We start from the raw sequence: 18,341 nt of genomic DNA, 5'->3' as shown, positions 1-18,341 counted from the left end.
TATGGGGTTAAAGGTGAGTGTTTATGGGGTTAAAGGTGAGTGTTTATGGGGTTAAAGGTGAGTGTTTATGGGGAAAAGGTGAGTGTTTATGGGGAAACCGTCTGAAACCCTACCTCCCACAAGCCTCCTGATGCCTGTTTTTTCGTGAAAGGTGAGTGTTTATGGGGTTAAAGGTGAGCATTTATATTGATAAAAACTCTCTTTTATGGTAGGATATGTATAATTACCCAAAAGGAGACGACTACCATGCTATTAGAAAATATCAATGAAGTGATCAAAGCCAGCCCCGCCATCCAAATACAAGGCAAAATGACGCACCTCCAACGTCGTGCGTGGAACGTCCTGCTCGCCAATGCCTACAACGAACTCCCAAATAAAGAAATCCACACCGCCAGCGTTGCCGAACTTTCCGCCAAGCTCGGTTTTGATAGCAAAAACGATGAGTATCTCAAGGAGACGTTAGAGGCACTCGTTGATTTCACGGTCGAGTGGAACATCTTAGGTAAGGACAAAAAGCAGGAGTGGGGCGTTGCGAGTTTGTTAGCAGAAGCGCGTATCAAAAACGGCATCTGCTACTACGAGTATTCACACTCTATGCGTCAGAGGCTCCACAATCCGCGCATCTATACGAAACTCAACCTACGCCTCCAAAACCAATTCAAGAGCCAATACGCCCTCATTCTCTGGGAGGTCTGTTTCGATTACTTCGATACCAATCGCGGCACCGGCGAAACACCCTTTATTCCACTCGAAACCTTCAAAGAGTTAATGGGTTTAGACGAAACCGATTACCCTGTTTTCAAAGTGCTTAGCCGAGATGTAATAAAGTCCGCCATCAGCGAGATTAACGCCTTGACAGACTACCACGTTGAAGTCGAACACAAGCGCCTCGGACGCAAAGTCGCTGAACTTGAAGTTCTATATCTCAAGAGTCAAACAACTTCCCGTCCAAGAGTCCGTGTTCCCGGATATAGAAAACCTCCCACCCGTCGCCATTGAACTCGTCCAGGCACACGTGGATCGGAAAATCGCCCTCCAGATCGCTAAAAAAGCCTGGGCATTCGTCACCCCCGACAAGTTGCCACCCGCCGACACATATCCCGACTTTGCCGCCTACGTCGCTGAGAAAATCGAGATGTCGTTTTCTGCCTCAGGTGTCAAGAATCAAGGCGGGTATGTCATCGAAGCCATCCGAGAAAACTATCAGGACGAGTGGGTCCGAAAAGAGCGGGAAGTGCGAGCAGAGAAAGCCAAAGAACAGGAGCTTGAAGACGCAGAAGAAACCTTTCTCATCAGACGCAACAACATCCTTCGACAAGCCATCCAAGCCGACCCTACACTCATTGAGAAAGCCGCTGAACGCGTCGAAACCTACCATCCACGACGACGACTTGAGGAATACGATACCGCCACAGAAGCCTATCGAGAAAGTACGATGGTTAAAGTTGCCATCGAGGAAGCCATCGCTGAACACTTCTGCTACGACAAACTCGCACCCATCCTTCAAAACTACCAAGACGAAAAAGCACGCATCCTCACAAACAGATGAACAGCACTAACGGTCCCGACTAAAGGCGGGGGTCTATCACAAGAATAGAAGGACGGAAGGATGGGCGAGTCCTTCCAATCTTCCCACCCTCCTGTCTTCTCTTCCAACCGTCCTCTCTCGCTCCTAACCCGTTTTCCCCATAATCCGCGCCTTCTCATCTTCATACGCCGTAACCACCGGCACAAGCAGCTCCTGACAGAACTCCTCTGCGAGGATGTGGTTGATTTCCGCGGCGATCATGCCCCTTTCTGATACGCGGATAGGGACGTGTCATGTGCTTCAAGCCGTTGACGGACAATGGAGACTTGTATTCTTTCCGCTTTAACCCCATAAACGTTCATGTTTCACCCCATAAACGTTCATATTAAAGTCTGGGAATTTAGGTATGGCGTGGGTGCATCGCACCCTTAAACATATTAAACAAGATATTAAAAACATTCATTTTCTTCGGTGCGTTAGACATCGCGTCTCGCTTCGTGTTTGACGGTTCGCCGATAAAGGAGTCCGTCAGCGATGAACACTAACAAGCAGGCGAGTCCATAGAAGAGAGGGCTGCCGGATAAGAGTCGCTTCAACATGGGGACCTCTCCTTTCAAAGGAGTAGTTGGTAATCGGATTGATGTGGATAACGCGGGAATCTTATAATCCGTGCCGTCATAAATACTCTTTTCTACGAATCCAGAGACATCCTTATACGTCTCATTATGGAGTTTGGCAGCATCGTTGTAAGCTTTGCGTGCCGTTTCTGTTTTGTTTTCCTGCTTGTTGGTAAGGATGTGCTGCTCTTCGACAGCCTTAATCTCTGTGTTCAGTGCTGTCAAGATGGTGATCCCTTCGGATATATCCAAATTCGGCTCCCACTGGTCTATCACTATCTCAAGTTTGCCAATTAAAAACCTCAAATTATCAACATCGCTCCATAATTGCGAATCCTCCAGCCTATAGGTCCTATAGAGTTGATTCAAGGCATCATTGGAGCGCAACATGTCTATCTGTGGGGCACGCGATTGACTCACAGCTGTGGGAAGCCAAACACACAGCAAAGCAGACGCAAAAATCAAGGTGGCTACGATCCGAGACCCCACTGGAAACTTCTCAAAAAATATGTCAAACTTCATACGTTTATCCTTATCTGATGATTATATCAGAATCCGTGAGAAAAAGGCACCCCTAAAAGGCACCCAGATACCGCTCCAGAAGTGGTTTTTGGCGATCTCGTTGATGGCAAACGCAAAGAAAAGCCTATCAAGTTGCCAACTTTCACGCAATTTAGGGGTGAAGCATAAAACATGCTGGCGTGTTCTGTACAAGAGAGACTATAAGTTTTGGGTTCGTATCGTTAGAACCTCAAACAGATTTAGCGTTTTTTCCCCGCGCTCGCCATTCTCTATATATCAGAAAGACAGAGAACCCACACAAGGTGATGTACAGGAAGTGTTTTATGAGAAAAACGAGCCCTAAGAATTCCGCAACGTTCCAGCGCTGGGTCGCATTGTGCACTTCACCCGTTACCCATCGAGATATATGTGTATCCAAAAAGTGGTTCAAACTCACTTCAAAGATGCTTCCGATCAGAATCACACTCGTCAGCAAAATCAGACCTTTTGACCGAGTCAGCAGACAGAGTTTCAGCAAGAAGACAAGAAAAAAAACGCAAGCAATACCTATAAGAAACACTAAAAACATATACACCATAGAACCAACGCCGCGGCGTGCCTCAAGAACGACCTCCGTTTTGAACTCCGGAATGGCGCGACTCCTAATCCTCCCCATCGGCGCAGGACCCGTATACCCATCCGTACCATACCCCGGATTCTCGACCCCAAACTGTGCTAAATAATCATCGTAGGCAGATGTCTTTTTCTTTGCAGAGTCCGCCGCTTCTTTGTGCGCATCAGACATCGCTTGATCCGCAAGCACCTTCAAGGCGGAAAGGTTACCATTGGATAACCAACCCTTTACGATGGCTAACGTCGGTTTGACCTGACCGATGCCGGCGACAACCAGCGTCGAAACACTACTGGTATACAAACCCACGACGACAGCAAGTTGCTTGTTTGTATCATCCGCCGCATCCACTTGAATGTAGTAGTTGCTTGAAACCGTAGCAGCGCTGAGGGTTGCGTTTTGGTACTCAACCCAAAGTTTGTCTGCGGTTTTGGTTTGTGCGTGGACACAGACACGGTCCCCAAGAGCGATAAAGAACAGAGAACATATACACAACAGGATTGAAATGTTTCGCATCGGTTGCCTCCTTATCGGTTGCCTTCCAGGACCCTGGCTTCTCTGAAGATCAGATTGTTTCAAATCCGCTATAAAGTACTGTTCCGGTCCCAAATTCATCACGAACCCACTCTATCATTCGCTGGTGAGGTCTCCGAATCTCGCCTCTTTCAAATCGCTTTGTAGCGCAAACTTTCCAGTTTACGTCCTCAAACCGTCAATGTCCCTAACTTCGCCATTCTAACAGAAACCGACGATAAACAAAAGTCCCTAAAATCCGCGAAAATCCGTCGAATCCGCGAAAATCCGCGATTTGCGGCGTACTCGACCAAATGCGACGTGCATTCAGACAACTTCTTAACAAAAAAGGCGCGGCTTCTACACCGCGCCCTTTCTCAAACTTGGTAGGTGCGGTTTCTAACCGCACCGGTCTTGTTACTGATTGATGATCGCTGACGGCTACTTCAATATAACCATCTTCCGCATCGACGACATCGTATCCGTCTCGAACTGGTAGAAATAGATACCGCTCGCGACCTGTTCGCCAAGCGCATTGCGACCATCCCAATACGCCGCACGATCCCGACCCACGTAGTAGCCTGCTGACTGATGCCCAAGCGCCAACGTACGGATCACAACACCTTGCGTGTTGTATATCGTAATCTTGACAGTCGTATCCGTCGCCAACTCGTAGGGCATCCAGGTTTCTGGATTGAACGGATTCGGATAGTTTGCGAGCAACTGTGTTTTCTCCGGACGTGCCGTCGCGATGAGTTGCTGGAGATAAATCAGCGTCCGCATCGCTGCCGGTGAACGGTCGCCTGTTGCGATCAACAGATCGATCTGTTCCTCGATGCGATCTATCTGAATAGTACTCAGTTTCATACCAAGCAGTGCCGGGGCACCCGCTGCTCCAGTATCAATATTCACCTCAACAAGCACGTAGTCAAGGATATTAAGTTTCTTGTCATCGTTGACATCGTATTTGGCAACGTATGTACCTGTCACAACCGCGTCGAGGACTAAGGCTTTGTCCTTGCCATCCACCACGCCATCGCCATTGACATCATACTTCGAGGTATCAGCCGTCGTCCCGGATCCAGTCGAACTTCCTGAAGCAGCCGGTGCCGAAATGCTCTCGCTCAGCACCATGTCCCCCGGGATGCCTAACCCGTCAACGACGTTTTCGACTGTCACGCCGTCGACATCCATGCTTTGGATCCTACCCCGGGAATTCGTCCAGTAGAGTTTGTTATTCGGCGCATCCACGGCGATGCCGATCGGGACGGCACGGATAGACCTCAGTTCTGTAGCACCAGAGCCGTCAAGGTTCGCACTATTGATCGTGCCACCACTCTCGCCCGTCATCTCCGTCCAATAGACTTTCCCGCCACCAATTGTGAGGGACCCAGCGCTATCCATCCCTGTCGAGATATTACGAATCTCTTTTTGACCGGTGAGGTTAACAAACCGGACGTTTCCGCCTTGCGTCCAATACGCAGCGCCATCCGCTAAGGCGATATCCATCGGGCTCACGAGATTTTCCACCACGTTTTCGACGATCCCCGAACCATCGGCGTTCAGGCTCTGGATTCTCCCACGCGAGTTCGTCCAGTAGAGCAGGCTATTCGGCACATCCACGGCGATGCCCATCGGGACGGCACGGATAGACTTCAGTTCTGTAGCACCAGAGCCGTCAAGGTTCGCACTGTTGATCGTGCCACCACTCTCGCCCGTCATCTCCGTCCAGTAGACTTTCTCGCCACCGATGGCGATGTTCAAGGCACCTTCAACCCCCGATGCGAATTCTTGGACGTTCGCCCCGACGAGTGCATAAATCTTACCACCGTCTACCCACACCATCGGCGGACGATGCGCCGCACCGACATGCACAACTGCTGCCGGATGCGTCTCCGTGGGGGGGGAAACGTCTGTATCGGGAGGGGGTGTTGGCGTTTGTGTGTCAGACGCTTCATCGACACTTATGATGAACGTGACAGGAGCACTGACCCCAGCCGCTTTCGCCTCAACGGTGACGGTGCCCCCGCTCGTCGCAAGCGTCGGCGTGAAACTCGTCGTGGCGTAGCCATCTTGACTTGTATCGAGTCGCACTGCCCTTCCATTGCCGAGAGCACCGGCAAAGGTGCCCTGTCCAGGGGACAGAACCTTGAACGTCACGGCGACATCTCCAACGCCGGTGTCGTTGGCATCGAGAACTTGGGTGCGGAGCCGGCTCGCTTGGTTCAGGGTGCCGCTGAGTTGACGAGACCCGACAATCTCAATGCTGTCTGCCTCACCAGCGGGGCCTGTTGGCGTTGTTGTCGTTTGTCCGGGCGGGAGGGCTGTGGCTTGGACGGACGGATATCCCGTGGCACTGACTGTCAGCACGTGGGAATTTGTCGCCGTCGGGAGCGCGATGATTGCCGAGACGCTGCCATTCGTCTCTGTCCGTCCCGAGTAGGTCGATGCGCCGCCCGTTACAGAGAAAAGCACGCCGCTTTGTGCCAAACCGCCCCGTGCTGCACTCACGGTAATCGTCTGCTGGTTGCCGACGCGAGTGCCGAGGGTAAACGCCAGCGTACCCGGTGCTGCGGTTTCTACCGTAATTGCCTCTGAATCTGAAACCGTCACACCCCCGATTGAACCGTAGGCGAAGTATTGATACACGCCTGTCGAACTCGGTAGCGTCAGCGCGCTTGTGAACGGTGTTATCCCAGATTGCGGCGAGAAGTTGGTATTCGAGAAATCGTTACTCCGTAGTGTGACAAAAATACCCGCTGGGTTTGAATTGACATTCACCGCCATGGTGTTCCCAGGCGCGCCCGTGGTACTGGCGGGTGAAATGAAGATGGTATTGGTCGGCTGTGGATTCGGCTGTGGATTCGGAGTGGAACCGCCGCCTCGGATGTCGAAGACGACATCATCGATAACCGTATCAGCCTGGTCACCTGAACCACCCTCCGTATCACCATCACCCAAGTCGAAAAGATGTGCAGTCACTCTCGGGGAACCTGAAGTGTCCTTCTGATCGAAAAAGACCAAAGCGATGCCTTGTGTATCCGTCCGAACACCAAGGCGTCCTAAAGTGCTGGTCCCCTCCTTCATACTCGGATCTTCCAATGTCCCATCGCTTGTTCTGAATTCAACATACTTGTTAGATAACGCTGCTCCGTCCTCGTCTTCCACGTTCACACGCAGTTCGTATTCTCCAGCGTGACCGGTGGCTTGACTACTTTGACTACGAGGATTAACCAATTGACCTCCGTAGGCACCTTCGCCAGCATACGCGCTAACGGTTCTTCTTTGCCCCAGACAACTAATCGTAACATCCTGTTTCCTATCCGTTCCAAGCTGGAAGTCAACATTGGCGTTACCATGTATCAGGGTCCGCACATATAGGACCTTAGCCGTGTCCGTTGTTAGTGGTGCACCAAAAGCGTCAACTCTCACCCTATTGTCAGAGGTAACCAAGGTGCCGGCATTCTGAGCGGCATTAAACACTACATAGCCACCGCCAGTGCCGCTATCATCGGCTCGAAACGTGACGACAACCCCAGGGACAGATCCGTCAAGTTCAGTGGATTGCGCATTCTTCGGAGGCATGAGGGTCCCGTCTGTTACCCTTACATAAAAGGCTTTCTTAAGCACCTGATTAATCCGTCCAGGGCTCCCCCTACTTCCGTCTACACTGTTATTTAGATCATCAGCCTCCAGACCATCTGGATTATCAGGGTAACCTACTGTCATATTGGGATATCCAATAATATAAACACTCGTCGTGGTTACATCAGAACCTGTAACTTTTGCATTCACCTGATATGTTCGATCCATCTTCAACAACACATCAAAGGCACTTGATCCCTTACCATTATTCGCCAGACCCGTCAGTTTCGCTCTCGGGGTCTCTATCTGGAAACTCCCTCCGGAGGGGACCATATCGTACATAACTTCATAGTGACTACTATCTCCGTGATGAACGACTATGTTATTACCGTCACCCGCAATAAGCCCATCTGTTAAACTCACCAGGCGGGTGGTGGTTGTCCGACTGCCAGGGCCCTTCACGTAAAAGGTGTACCTATAGGACCAAGATCCTGCATCCGGATCCTCATAATCTCTACCACTGATTGTTATCGTCTGTATACCTTTCGCTTGAAAAGAGTAAGGGATGGCGATTGGTGAAGCATTACTGACCGTCTTATCTATGTTCCTTACCGTGTAGATGAAGTCTGTCCCGTTTTCAGCGGGATCCAATTCGAGATTTTCATCCTCTGTCAGTCTTATACTGGAGAGTGAATAATACTCATCCACAAAGGCAATGCCTGAACTTTTACTAATGGAAACAGTCTCTCGTGTGCCAGCCTGATCGGGAGTAAGAGTAATAGAGATTTCTTTTCGATCACCAACGGTGTATACATCCTCAGGATTCAGCTGCTCTGATTGAATATCAGGGTCTTCGACAGCCTCCAAAACACCCTGCACACCAAAACCTAATACGAGCGTCATCAGTAGTCCGAGGACGACTTTTCGTGTCGTTAAGTTATTCATGAAAAAATATACCTCACTTTATGGCTGTCAGATATTGGTTTCCATCAGCCGTCAGAATTTATCGGCTATCAGCGTTCATCGGTTATCAGAGGTCTCGATTCGCCCTCAGAACTCAAACTAAAAGTTTCCGATTGCTGAAAGAACTCCACCCGTTATGGGGAAGCGTCAGCGTCAGCGAACGCCTTGACAGTTTCCGATAGCCTTTATGTAAAAAAGATGTGTTTACCTTGACCTTGTTTTTAACCGCCTGCTAGGGTGGGAAGGGGGCAGTTCCTGTGTTATTTTTGGGTAAAGGATGTTCACACAGAACCTAGCAGTGCCCCCCAACAAGGTATTTAAATAGAATACGATATTTCCCACAAAAAGTCAATACTTTTTTATTTATAACACATTAACGCAAAATCTCACAAACGGGTACAACTTCTTCTGTAGAACCCATCTCCCCATCGCAACATTCTCCCGATGGCGACCTCCCCATTCTACCTTTCCAAAATCCTGACCTTCTCATCCTCGTATGCCGCAACCACCGGCGCCAGCAACGCCTGACAGAACTCTGCGGCAAGGATAGCGTTGATCTCCGCCGCCACCATCCCGCCTTTCTGATACGCCGCGAGAGCCGTATCGTGCGCTTCAAGGCGTTGACGGACAATGTAAGACTGGACTCTCTCTGCGGCGGCATCGACGAGTCCCGGATCGGCGTGGACAACCTGACGCAGGAGCGTATTCCGCTTAGCGTTGTATTCCGTCGTCAGGTCCTCAAGTTCCTTCTGTTTGGCTTTTTCAGTGCGCTCGGCGCGTCGTTTCTGGAGTTCGGGATCCTCATAGTTCTCACGGATGGCTTCGACGATATACCCCGCACGATTCTTGACACCCATCGCATCCACCGACATCTCAAGTTTCTCAGCGACATACCCCAGAAAATCGGGATACGTGCCAGGTTTCGGCACCTTTTCGGGATTCACAAAATCCCAGTCCTGTGTGGCAATTTTCAATGCCACTTTCCGATCAATCTCTGCCTGGACGAGTTCAACGGCGACCGGTGAGAGGTTCTCTATATCGGGGAAGAGCGACTCCTGAACCGGCAGTTGCTTGACTTTCGTAATACGGAACTTCAGTTCACCGATCCGCCGTCCGATCCGCTTCTGTTCTACCTCAACGTGGTAGTTCGTTAAGTCGTTGATCTCTTTGATGGCGGGTTTGATGACCCACTGATTTAAGGACTTAAATGTTGTATACTCATCGGCTTGCAAACCCATCAACTCCCGGAAGGTTCCGAGCGGAACGAAGGGCGTTTCGCCTTGGTCCCGCCCGGTATCGAAGTAATCGAAACAAACCTCCCATAAAATGAGGGCGTATCGGCTGGAGAATTGGTTCTGCAAACGCAGGTTGAGTTTGGCATAAACGCGTGGATTGTGGAGCTTCAGGCGTAATGTGTGCGGGAACTGATAGAAGCACATACCATCAACAATACGCACCTCGGCTAATAGCCCCGCAACGCCCCACTCCTGTTTGTTGTCTTTGTTCAGCAGATTCCATTCAACCTCACAAGAACGCAGTGACCGTAACATCTCTTTGAGGTACTCCTGATTCCCATCGCCGAATCCGAGTTTCGCCGCTAATTCAACCACACTGACACTATGGATTTCCTTATCTGGGAGCTCGTTATAGGCATTTGCGAGCAACACGTTCCACGCACGCCGCTGTAAAAGTGAAATCCTGCTCTGGATTTGGATAGCCGGACTCGCCTTGATAACTTCATTGATTTTCGATAGGTTGTTCATAGAGAAGCCTTCCGCTGCTTTTAGAGATATGTATAGAGTTTATCATAAAAGTATAAGTATTGTCAACCATTTCTATACCTTCAGCGATATAAACCTATGCCTTAAAGGCCAAAATCCCATCTTTTACCCCCATCATCAGTAGGTTTTCAGAGGCTTCGATATAAACCTATGCCTTTAGCGATATAAACCTATGCCTTTAGCGATATAAACCTATGCCTTTAAATCCGAAAACGTAGGTGGGGCGTGGTCGCATCGCACCCTTAAACATAATTTTAAAGGAGTATATATTAAAATAGTTAAACAACATGCATCCAAACCGCTTTTCGGAAGGATAAGGCCCCTGGTTTTTTGTTGTTTAACAATAAAAAAATAAAAAAGAATTGAACTTCTAACGATTCATGCTATACTTACCCCCGCACTGGCAGCCGAACTTGGCTGCACCGCGGTTCGGGCGACTGGCACTCTCACCGAATCACTCATTTTTGCGGATATAGCCCTCGCATCCTTCCATGGGTCCGGGGGCTACCCTTTTTCCACCGACTGCCACCGTGTCCCGCAAACCTCTAACTTGCGTCCTCAGACCGGCAACGCCCCCAATCCCGCGATTCTGACGAAAACCAACAATAAACCAAAATCCTATAATCCGCGCCATCCGCATAATCCGTGTCAATCCGCGATTCTGACGATCACCAACCGCCATCCCCTATCGCAAAATCCTGACCTTCTCATCCTCGTATGCCGCAACCACCGGCGCCAGCAACGCCTGACAGAACTCTTCAGCAAGAATCGCATTGATCTCCGCCGCCACCATCCCGCCGTTCTGATACGCCGCGAGAGCCGTATCGTGCGCTTCAAGGCGTTGACGGACAATGTAAGACTGGACTCTCTCTGCGGCGGCATCCACAAGTCCAGGATCGGCATGGACAACCTGACGGAGAATGGTATTCCGCTTAGCGTTGAATTCCGTCGTTAGGTCCTCAAGTTCTTTTTCTTTGGCTCTTTCAGTGCGCTCGGCGCGGCGTTTCTGGAGTTCGGGGTCCTGATAGTTCTCACGGATCGCCTCAACGATATACCCCCCACGATTCTTGACGCCCACCGCATCCACCGACATCTCAAGCTTTTCAGAAATGTAGGACAGAAAATCGGGATACGTGCCAGGTTTCGGCAACTTTTCAGGTGTAATAAAATCCCATTCAGCAGCAGCGATTCGTAGCGCGACTTTCTGATCGATCTTCGCTTGGATGAGTTCAATCGCCACCGGCGGCAAGTTCTCTATATCCGGGAACAACGACTCTTGAACCGGCAGCTGCTTGACGCGCGTGATACGGAACTTCAACTCGGCAATCCGACGTCCGAGGCGTTTCTGTTCCACCTCAACATGATAGTCCGTCAAATCGTTGATCTCCTTGATGGCGGGTTTGATAACATTTCGGTTGAGTGCTTTAAAAGTTCGATACTCATCCGCCTCGATACCCATCAACTCCCGGAAAGTTTCGAGCGGAATGAAAGGTGTTTCGCCTTGATCTCGCTCTGTATCGAAGTAGTCGAAACACAGTTCCCAGAGAATGAGGGCGTATTTACTGGAGAACTGATTTTGGAGACGCAGGTTCAACTTGGCGTAGACGCGCGGGTTGTAGAGTTTCAAGCGCAGTGGCCTTGCGAACTCATACAAACAGACACCGTTTTCTATCTCTGCGGATGCCAACAGTGAGGCAACCCCCCAGACCTGTTTGTTGTCTTTGTTCAGCAGATTCCATTCTACCGTGCAATCGACCAGCGACTTCAACATTTCCTTGAGGTAGGCTTGATTGCCCTCCCCGAACCCAAGTTTCGCCGCGAGTTCAACCATGCCCACACTATGAATGTCTTTATTTGGAAGCTCGTTGTAGGCATTGGCGAGCAACACGTTCCACGCACGCCGTTGGAGCAGCGACATCTTGCTCTGGACTTGAATCGCTGGGCTTGCTTTGATAACTTCATTGATTTTCGCTAAGTTCATTCATTCTGCCTCCTCCGGATATTTGTTCATATTCTAACATAAAAGTGTATATTTTTCAATATAACCTACACTTTCAGCGATATAAACCTACACCTTTAACCGCAAAAATCCCATCTTTGACCCCCATCATCAGTAGGTTTTCAGAGGCTTCGATATAAACCTACACCTTTAGGGATATAAACCTACACCTTTAGGGATATAAACCTACACCTTTAGGGATATAAACCTACACCTTTAAGTCTGGGAATGTAGGTGTAGCGTGGTCGCATCGCACCCTTAAACATATTAAAACATATTAAAAGTATTAAAATAGTTAAACAACATGCACCCAAACTGATTCTTGAAGCACAAAGGTCCTTGGTTTTTGTTGTTCTTTCAATAAAAAAATAAGAGGAGATGGGGGGACGGAAGACCCACATCAACATGGATCTCTTCCGGGAAAGGTATAATTATCTCGGGTTCGGGGGTCGCCTCTAAAAATAAAAATGTGTTTATTTGAAAAACCGGTCGTATGCCAAATGGATACGTTTCAACTCTTGTTGGATTGCTTGAGACGGCAACGCTTGCCAATGGGGGTGTGTCGTATCTTTCATAAGTTTCACGTGGTCACACATACCCTCAAAGTTGACATACGGCAATCCGTCTTTGTAGCGTTGACGCTGCCACTTGTGGAAATACGCATGCACCTGCCACATATCGTCAAGCAAGTTGCCAATGCGTATTGTGTTCGATTGATCACCAAACTTATACTTATACGTTAGCTAAAGCAGTGGGCTTTCATTCCGTGAACTTAGGTAAACTTTGGTGAGGTGAAAAAAGTGATTTTTTTTCTCTGAAAACGGACTAAGTAAACGAAAACATAGAGTGAACGTTCAAACCATTAAACGATTAAAATCCACGATGTTTAATAAACAGAAAAGGAAAAAAATGACAACGCAAATTCGCCAGCAAAATGGCATTTCGATTTTGGAACTGAAAGGAAAGATTGTCGGAACCTCCGTATCAGAGTTACGGAAAGTCCTGTTGCCAGAGGTAGAGGGGGCGGATGCCCCGCGTGTCCTTCTTAACTTCGAGAATGTTCGTATGATTGATTCTTCAGGGCTCGGGGTGCTTATAGAGGCACATATCGTTGCCAAACGCAGAAAGGGTCGCATGGGTGCCGTTCATATCGGCAAACACATTAAGAACCTGATTGTTGTGCATCGGCTTGTTCATATTTTTGAACATTTTGACAGTGAAGACGATGCGGTTTCGGCATTGTCTGCCTGAAATCTAAAGCGCAACGAAATGTCAAAAGGGGTGGTTTACTGCCCCTTTTGACCAACGGTTTCCTATGTGCTACTCAAAGGCTATCTGTGCAACCACGCCGGCGTGAACAGGTTCGCGACTTCCTCTGGAACCTGTAGCAAACTCTCTACAGATAGCAGGTTGACTGCACTGGCACCGAGATATACATTGTAGGTCATGACTGTGAGGGGTTCTGTCTCTGATGTATCGGGCGGTAATAGGACTGTGTCGGTTATTTTTTCACAGCCTGAGATGACAAAGAGTAACACAAAAACGAGTAGAACATTTTTTATTTTCGACAAAATATCTCCTCCTGATTGAAAATGGATAAGTTTTAGGTTGGTTCTCTGAGTATCATTTATTTCCATCTTATTTAGGGTTCCTCTTTCATTCAAAGCATAATCTTTTAGGTTGCGTCTAATCATGCACAAACTAAAGTTTGTGCTACAGCGGATTGAACGGATTCAGTGGGGCATTATCATAAGCCACGCTTTATCAGCGGCTCCGCGTTGCTCTAAATCCCACACAAACTGACACTCGCCCATCCCTGTGGTTTGCTTCAACTCTCGGTGAAGTTGCTCAATCTTCCAGCGAAGACGACATTTCTGCTGCGTCGCTTCGACATCGTCTTGAGATAAATCGTTGGTAGCGATATATTCCGGGTGCCCGGTGTCAGACGCTATCCGAAACACCTTCACTTCATGACCTTTCGGAAACTTTTTGATATGCACAAGTTGACCTTGAGTCGCTTCAGCAGGGGTTCATGTCAGGGTCTCAAAGCGTTGGTAAGGTGTTTTGACCCAAGTGCTCACAAGACGATTGCGCTTCAGAGGGGCATAGTAGACTTTATCAAGTGCCTCAATTGCCTTCATGACATCCATTGAAGCATACCAAGCCTCTATGAGCAGCGTCCGAAAAGGCAGTTCTTTGACGAAATGCGCATTCTTGAACATATCCAAGAGGTGTTGGAGTTTCGTCTTATCCTCTCGGTCAAACGCTATTGCCTCGCAGTGAGAGTTTTCACAGCGTGCCAAAGATCCCGAGCAGAGATGCGTTCTTCACCAAGCAAACGATTGAGTGGGTCATGACTCCAGCGGTCTGTTTCGCGCCCTCCCCCTCAGACCCTCAACATCCCAACCCCGCTTCCTGACAAATACCGACAATAAACCCAAATCCTAAAATCCGCGTCAATCCGTCGAATCGGCGAAAATCCGAGATTCAGACGACTTCCCAACATCCCAACTTCCGCCCCTATCCCAATATCCTGTCCCTCTCATCCTCGTATGCCGCAACCACCGGCGCGAGCAAGTCCTGACAGAACTCCGCAGCAAGGATGGCATTGATCTCCGCCGCCACCATCCCGCCCTTCTGATACGCCGCCATCGCAGACGGCTGTTCAACAAGACGTTGACGGACAATGTAAGACTGGACTCTCTCCGCAGCGGCTTCAACGAGTTCCGGCTGCGCATGGACAACTTGACGCAGGATGTTGTTCCGCTTAGCGTTGTATTCCGTCGTCAGGTCCTCAAGTTCTTTTTGTTTGGCTTTTTCAGCGCGCTCGGCGCGTCGTTTCTGGAGCTCCGGATCCTGATAGTTCTCACGGATCGCCTCAACGATATACCCCGAACGATTTTTCACGCCCACCGCATCCACCGACATCTCAAGCTTCTCGGCGACATACCCCAGAAAATCGGGATAGCTGCCGGGCGACGGCACCTTTTCAGGATTCACAAAATCCCACGCCGCAGTAGCGATCTGCAATGCCACTTTCCGATCAATCTCGGCTTGCACAAGTTCGACAGCCACACGTGGCAGGTTCTCTATGTCTGGAAAAAACGACTCCTGAGCGGGGAGTTTCTTGACTCGCGTGATACGAAACTTCAGATGGGCAACCTTGCGTCCGATCCGTTTCTGTTCAACCTCAACGAAATAGTCTGTTACCTCGTTAATTTCCTTGATGGCGGGCTTGATAACAGCTCGGTTGAATATACTAAACGCTGGATATTCGTCGCTTTTGATACCTAACAACTCTCTAAACATTTCAAGAGGGATGAACGGGGTTTCACCCTGGTCTCGATCCGCATCAAAGTAATCAAAACACACTTCCCATAAAACCAACGCATATTGACTCGTGAATTGGTTCTGCAGGCGTAGGTTCAACTTGGCGTAGACGCGTGGGTTGTGAAGTTTTAAGCGCAGATGTGGGGCGAACCCGTAGGTGCAGATACCGTTTTCTATCTCCGCGGATGCCAATAGACTCGCAACCCCCCAGACCTGCTTGTTGTCTTTGTTCAGCAAATTCCACTCCACCTCACAAAAGCGAAGTGACCGTAACACGCCTTTCAGATAGTCTTGATTCCCAGTGCCGAGTCTGAGCTTCGTAGCAAGTTCAACGAGACTGACACTATGGATGTCCTTATCTAAGAGCTCGTTGTAAGCATTTGCGAGTAGGACGTTCCACGCCCGCCGTTGCAAAAGCGAGATCTTGCTCTGGATTTGTATCGCCGGACTTGCTTTAATAACTTCATTGATTTTTCCTAAGTTCATCAGACATACCTCTATTTCTTGGGATATACGTTACACAAGCATACAATAAATATGAACATTTATCAAGATTAATTTTCATATTTTATACTATAAACGTTCATATTAAAAGCAAAATATGCCAGTTTTGTTGTCGCGAGAAAGCAGAGTTCTAAAGGCTTCTCCATAAGCGTTGAGAGGTCACAATATAAACGTTCATGTTTCATACTATAAACGTTCATATTTCATACTATAAACGTTCATATTTCATACTATAAACGTTCATATTTCATACTATAAACGTTCATATTAAAGTCTGGGAATGTAGGTGCGGCGTGGTCGCATCGCCCCCTTAAACATATTAAAGTGTATATTAAAATTGTTAAACAACATGCATCCAAACCGCTTCTTGAAGCACAAAGGTCCTTGGTTTTTTGTTGTCTAACAATAAAAAAATAAGGGGAGATGGGGGACGGAACCCCTCTGAACCTACCTGACGCAGATGTCTGTCGTGTCTCCATCTTCCAAGATTCAGGGTGGGAACCCACAGAAGCCACCATCCGTGAAGCATTTGACACGGATCATCCCGTGCGCAAAGCCCGGATACTCACTGAGACGGGTGTTTGTGATTCCATTCGCATTGGCGACACTGGTAAGTCCTACGACTCGGTTTCTTTCTATGTCCGCAAGAAGGGCAGGTTTCACCTTCACCGAATTTTGAGAAATTAGCGGACAGAATGGGAGTTGTAACCTATCGAGAAATATTGCGTTTTTAGCATGAGTGCATTCACGCATCCATGCAGGCATGCAGGCATGCATTCGTGAATGCGTGAATGAAGGCATGAGTGCCTGCACGCATTTATCAGGAGCCCGACACAAAACCCGCGTGCTTTCGCTGGGTGAGTATGTCAAGGAGGAACCTATGAAAACCTTAGCAGTCCTATCACAGAAGGGCGGCACCGGGAAAACGACAATAGCCGTCCATCTTGCGGTGGAGGCATCGCGTAACGGCAAGACTGTCGCTTTGATAGACCTTGATCCGCAGGCGTCCGCGGCGAAATGGAGTGATACCCGAAGCGACGAAACACCGATTGTCATTTCTGCCCATGCCACTCGGCTGCCACAAGTGCTCCACACTGCCGAGCAAGGCGGTGTGGACCTCGCTATTATTGATACCTCTCCGAATACCGATTCAACTTCTCTGAATGCCGCAGAAATGGCGAACCTTGCGCTGATTCCGAGCCGTGATGCTCGGTTTGATCTTGAGGCGATCAGCTCAACAATTAAAATTGGGAAAATGGCGGATGTTGAGATGCGAGTGATTTTCAACGCCGTCAAGGCACGGAGCAGTATGCTGTACAAAGCCAAGCGCGCCGTTGAGGTGTATGGTGTACCGACGGCACCATGTGTCCTCAGGGACCGCGTTGCTTTTTCGCATGCTGTCGTTGATGGGAAAACCGCCCAGGAGTTTGAACCCTCTGGCAAAGCATCCAACGAGGTGCGCGCCTTGTACAGATATGTCATGAAGGAATTGGAGATATAAACGATGCCGCACCCCAAAACCGATTTGAAAACTTTGCTCGAGCAAAATGGGCAGATGGAAACACCACAGGAAACGCAATCCGATCCGGAGCCCCAACCGAAACCGAAAAGAAAGACACCCGTGGCTGCATCGCGAGAAGGTAAAGTGGTGATGCAGGGGCATTTCAGTAAACACGTGCATACCCAGATGAGAATGTTATGTATCGAAACGGATAAGTCGATTCAGGAGCTCCTCGAAGAGGCTGTCAACGCGCTTTTCACGCTCCATAACAAACCGCCGATATAGCGCGTGAGGGTTACCCGTTCTGAGGGAATTCTCGCAAGGATTTGTAGCGTAACCCCTTCGGGTGCGTCTGTATCGCATTGTGATCCCACCGCGGTGCCACGCACGTTCCGTTTTGCGTCCCCGCTATGCCCTCCGTTTCACACGCAACGCACACCGCCTTGCTGCTACGGTGGGAAACCACGGAAACCCACAGCGCACGCCTCACTCCCGCCATTTCCCTTTTGCAACCATTCTCACGCTTGCATCGTTTAGACAGTCAACGACACCTATCAAACGCTTCCAAAGAAAGGAATTGAAACATGTCGAAATTGACGATAACCGAAGCCGTCAAGGTCATCCCCGTCTCCGAATCGACCCTCCGACGCGACCTCAAAAGCGGAAAAGTCTCCTTTGAGATAGACGCGAAAAACCGAAAGCAGATTGACGTTTCAGAACTCACACGCGTCTATGGGAGACCCCTGAAACAGTCAAACGGGACACAACCGCCGGCATCCGAAAACGGCGAACCTTCAGAACCCGTCAACGACATCCCCCAGAATCCATCAATGACAGAGAATGACCACCCCAACATCGTCGCCTTACTCGATAACCAGATCGCGGATC

At 49.1% G+C, this 18,341-nt stretch carries 15 protein-coding genes; 6 read left to right on the top strand and 9 right to left on the bottom strand.

The window, feature by feature from the left end:
* Window positions 1-246: 246 nt before the first annotated feature.
* Together V6Z81_08210 and V6Z81_08205 are read left to right on the top strand one after the other, a co-directional pair.
* Complete coding sequence (locus V6Z81_08210) at window positions 247-999, top strand: replication initiation protein (protein ID MEG9862447.1); 753 nt, start codon at window positions 247-249, stop codon at window positions 997-999.
* Window positions 959-1,549: a hypothetical protein gene (locus V6Z81_08205; GenBank protein MEG9862446.1), complete on the top strand. Its 591-nt coding sequence runs from the start codon at window positions 959-961 to the stop codon at window positions 1,547-1,549. Before V6Z81_08210 ends, V6Z81_08205 begins: the two co-directional genes overlap by 41 nt.
* 455 nt (window positions 1,550-2,004) lie before the next feature.
* Here V6Z81_08205 and V6Z81_08200 read toward each other — a convergent pair whose 3' ends face one another.
* The 6 genes from V6Z81_08200 to V6Z81_08175 all read right to left on the bottom strand — a co-directional run bounded on the left by V6Z81_08200 (window position 2,005) and on the right by V6Z81_08175 (window position 12,100).
* On the bottom strand, window positions 2,005-2,667 hold the full coding sequence (locus tag V6Z81_08200) for a hypothetical protein (protein MEG9862445.1): 663 nt from the start codon (window positions 2,665-2,667) through the stop codon (window positions 2,005-2,007).
* A gap of 229 nt (window positions 2,668-2,896) precedes the next feature.
* Window positions 2,897-3,793, bottom strand: coding sequence for a hypothetical protein (locus tag V6Z81_08195; GenBank protein ID MEG9862444.1), 897 nt, complete (start codon window positions 3,791-3,793; stop codon window positions 2,897-2,899).
* 438 nt (window positions 3,794-4,231) lie between these two features.
* On the bottom strand, window positions 4,232-8,320 hold the full coding sequence (locus V6Z81_08190; GenBank protein ID MEG9862443.1) for a FlgD immunoglobulin-like domain containing protein: 4,089 nt from the start codon (window positions 8,318-8,320) through the stop codon (window positions 4,232-4,234).
* 479 nt (window positions 8,321-8,799) lie between these two features.
* Entirely contained in the window at window positions 8,800-10,101 is a 1,302-nt protein-coding gene (locus tag V6Z81_08185; protein MEG9862442.1) for a replication initiation protein, read from the bottom strand.
* A 472-nt stretch (window positions 10,102-10,573) separates the two neighbouring features.
* The gene (locus V6Z81_08180; protein MEG9862441.1) at window positions 10,574-10,801 is read right to left on the bottom strand and encodes a hypothetical protein; all 228 of its coding nucleotides are present in this window, start codon (window positions 10,799-10,801) and stop codon (window positions 10,574-10,576) included.
* 3 nt (window positions 10,802-10,804) lie between these two features.
* Entirely contained in the window at window positions 10,805-12,100 is a 1,296-nt protein-coding gene (locus V6Z81_08175; protein MEG9862440.1) for a replication initiation protein, read from the bottom strand.
* Window positions 12,101-13,027: 927 nt separating this feature from the next.
* Between V6Z81_08175 and V6Z81_08170 the strand changes: the two genes are divergently transcribed.
* Window positions 13,028-13,369 (top strand): STAS domain-containing protein, encoded by a 342-nt coding sequence (locus V6Z81_08170; GenBank protein MEG9862439.1) that lies wholly within the window; start codon window positions 13,028-13,030, stop codon window positions 13,367-13,369.
* A 482-nt stretch (window positions 13,370-13,851) separates the two neighbouring features.
* Here the strand turns inward: V6Z81_08170 and V6Z81_08165 are convergent, their stop codons facing one another.
* The 3 genes from V6Z81_08165 to V6Z81_08155 form a co-directional block, all read right to left on the bottom strand.
* The gene (locus V6Z81_08165; protein ID MEG9862438.1) at window positions 13,852-14,079 is read right to left on the bottom strand and encodes a hypothetical protein; all 228 of its coding nucleotides are present in this window, start codon (window positions 14,077-14,079) and stop codon (window positions 13,852-13,854) included.
* Between the two features lie 69 nt (window positions 14,080-14,148).
* On the bottom strand, window positions 14,149-14,346 hold the full coding sequence (locus V6Z81_08160; protein MEG9862437.1) for a hypothetical protein: 198 nt from the start codon (window positions 14,344-14,346) through the stop codon (window positions 14,149-14,151).
* Window positions 14,347-14,638: 292 nt separating this feature from the next.
* Complete coding sequence (locus tag V6Z81_08155) at window positions 14,639-15,934, bottom strand: replication initiation protein (protein ID MEG9862436.1); 1,296 nt, start codon at window positions 15,932-15,934, stop codon at window positions 14,639-14,641.
* Window positions 15,935-16,832: 898 nt separating this feature from the next.
* Here V6Z81_08155 and V6Z81_08150 point away from each other — a divergent pair.
* The 3 genes from V6Z81_08150 to V6Z81_08140 form a co-directional block, all read left to right on the top strand.
* The gene (locus V6Z81_08150; protein MEG9862435.1) at window positions 16,833-17,453 is read left to right on the top strand and encodes a ParA family protein; all 621 of its coding nucleotides are present in this window, start codon (window positions 16,833-16,835) and stop codon (window positions 17,451-17,453) included.
* 3 nt (window positions 17,454-17,456) lie between these two features.
* Window positions 17,457-17,738, top strand: coding sequence for a ribbon-helix-helix domain-containing protein (locus V6Z81_08145; GenBank protein MEG9862434.1), 282 nt, complete (start codon window positions 17,457-17,459; stop codon window positions 17,736-17,738).
* Between the two features lie 299 nt (window positions 17,739-18,037).
* A partial coding sequence (locus tag V6Z81_08140; protein MEG9862433.1) for a hypothetical protein occupies window positions 18,038-18,341 on the top strand: 304 nt, incomplete at its 3' end.

The organism is Parvularculales bacterium (assembly GCA_036881865.1).
Taxonomy (GTDB): Bacteria; Pseudomonadota; Alphaproteobacteria; order JAPOUT01; family JBAJNM01; genus JBAJNM01.
The sequence above is the reverse complement of the archived record's forward strand: the minus strand, read 5'-3'. Positions and strand labels throughout refer to the sequence as shown.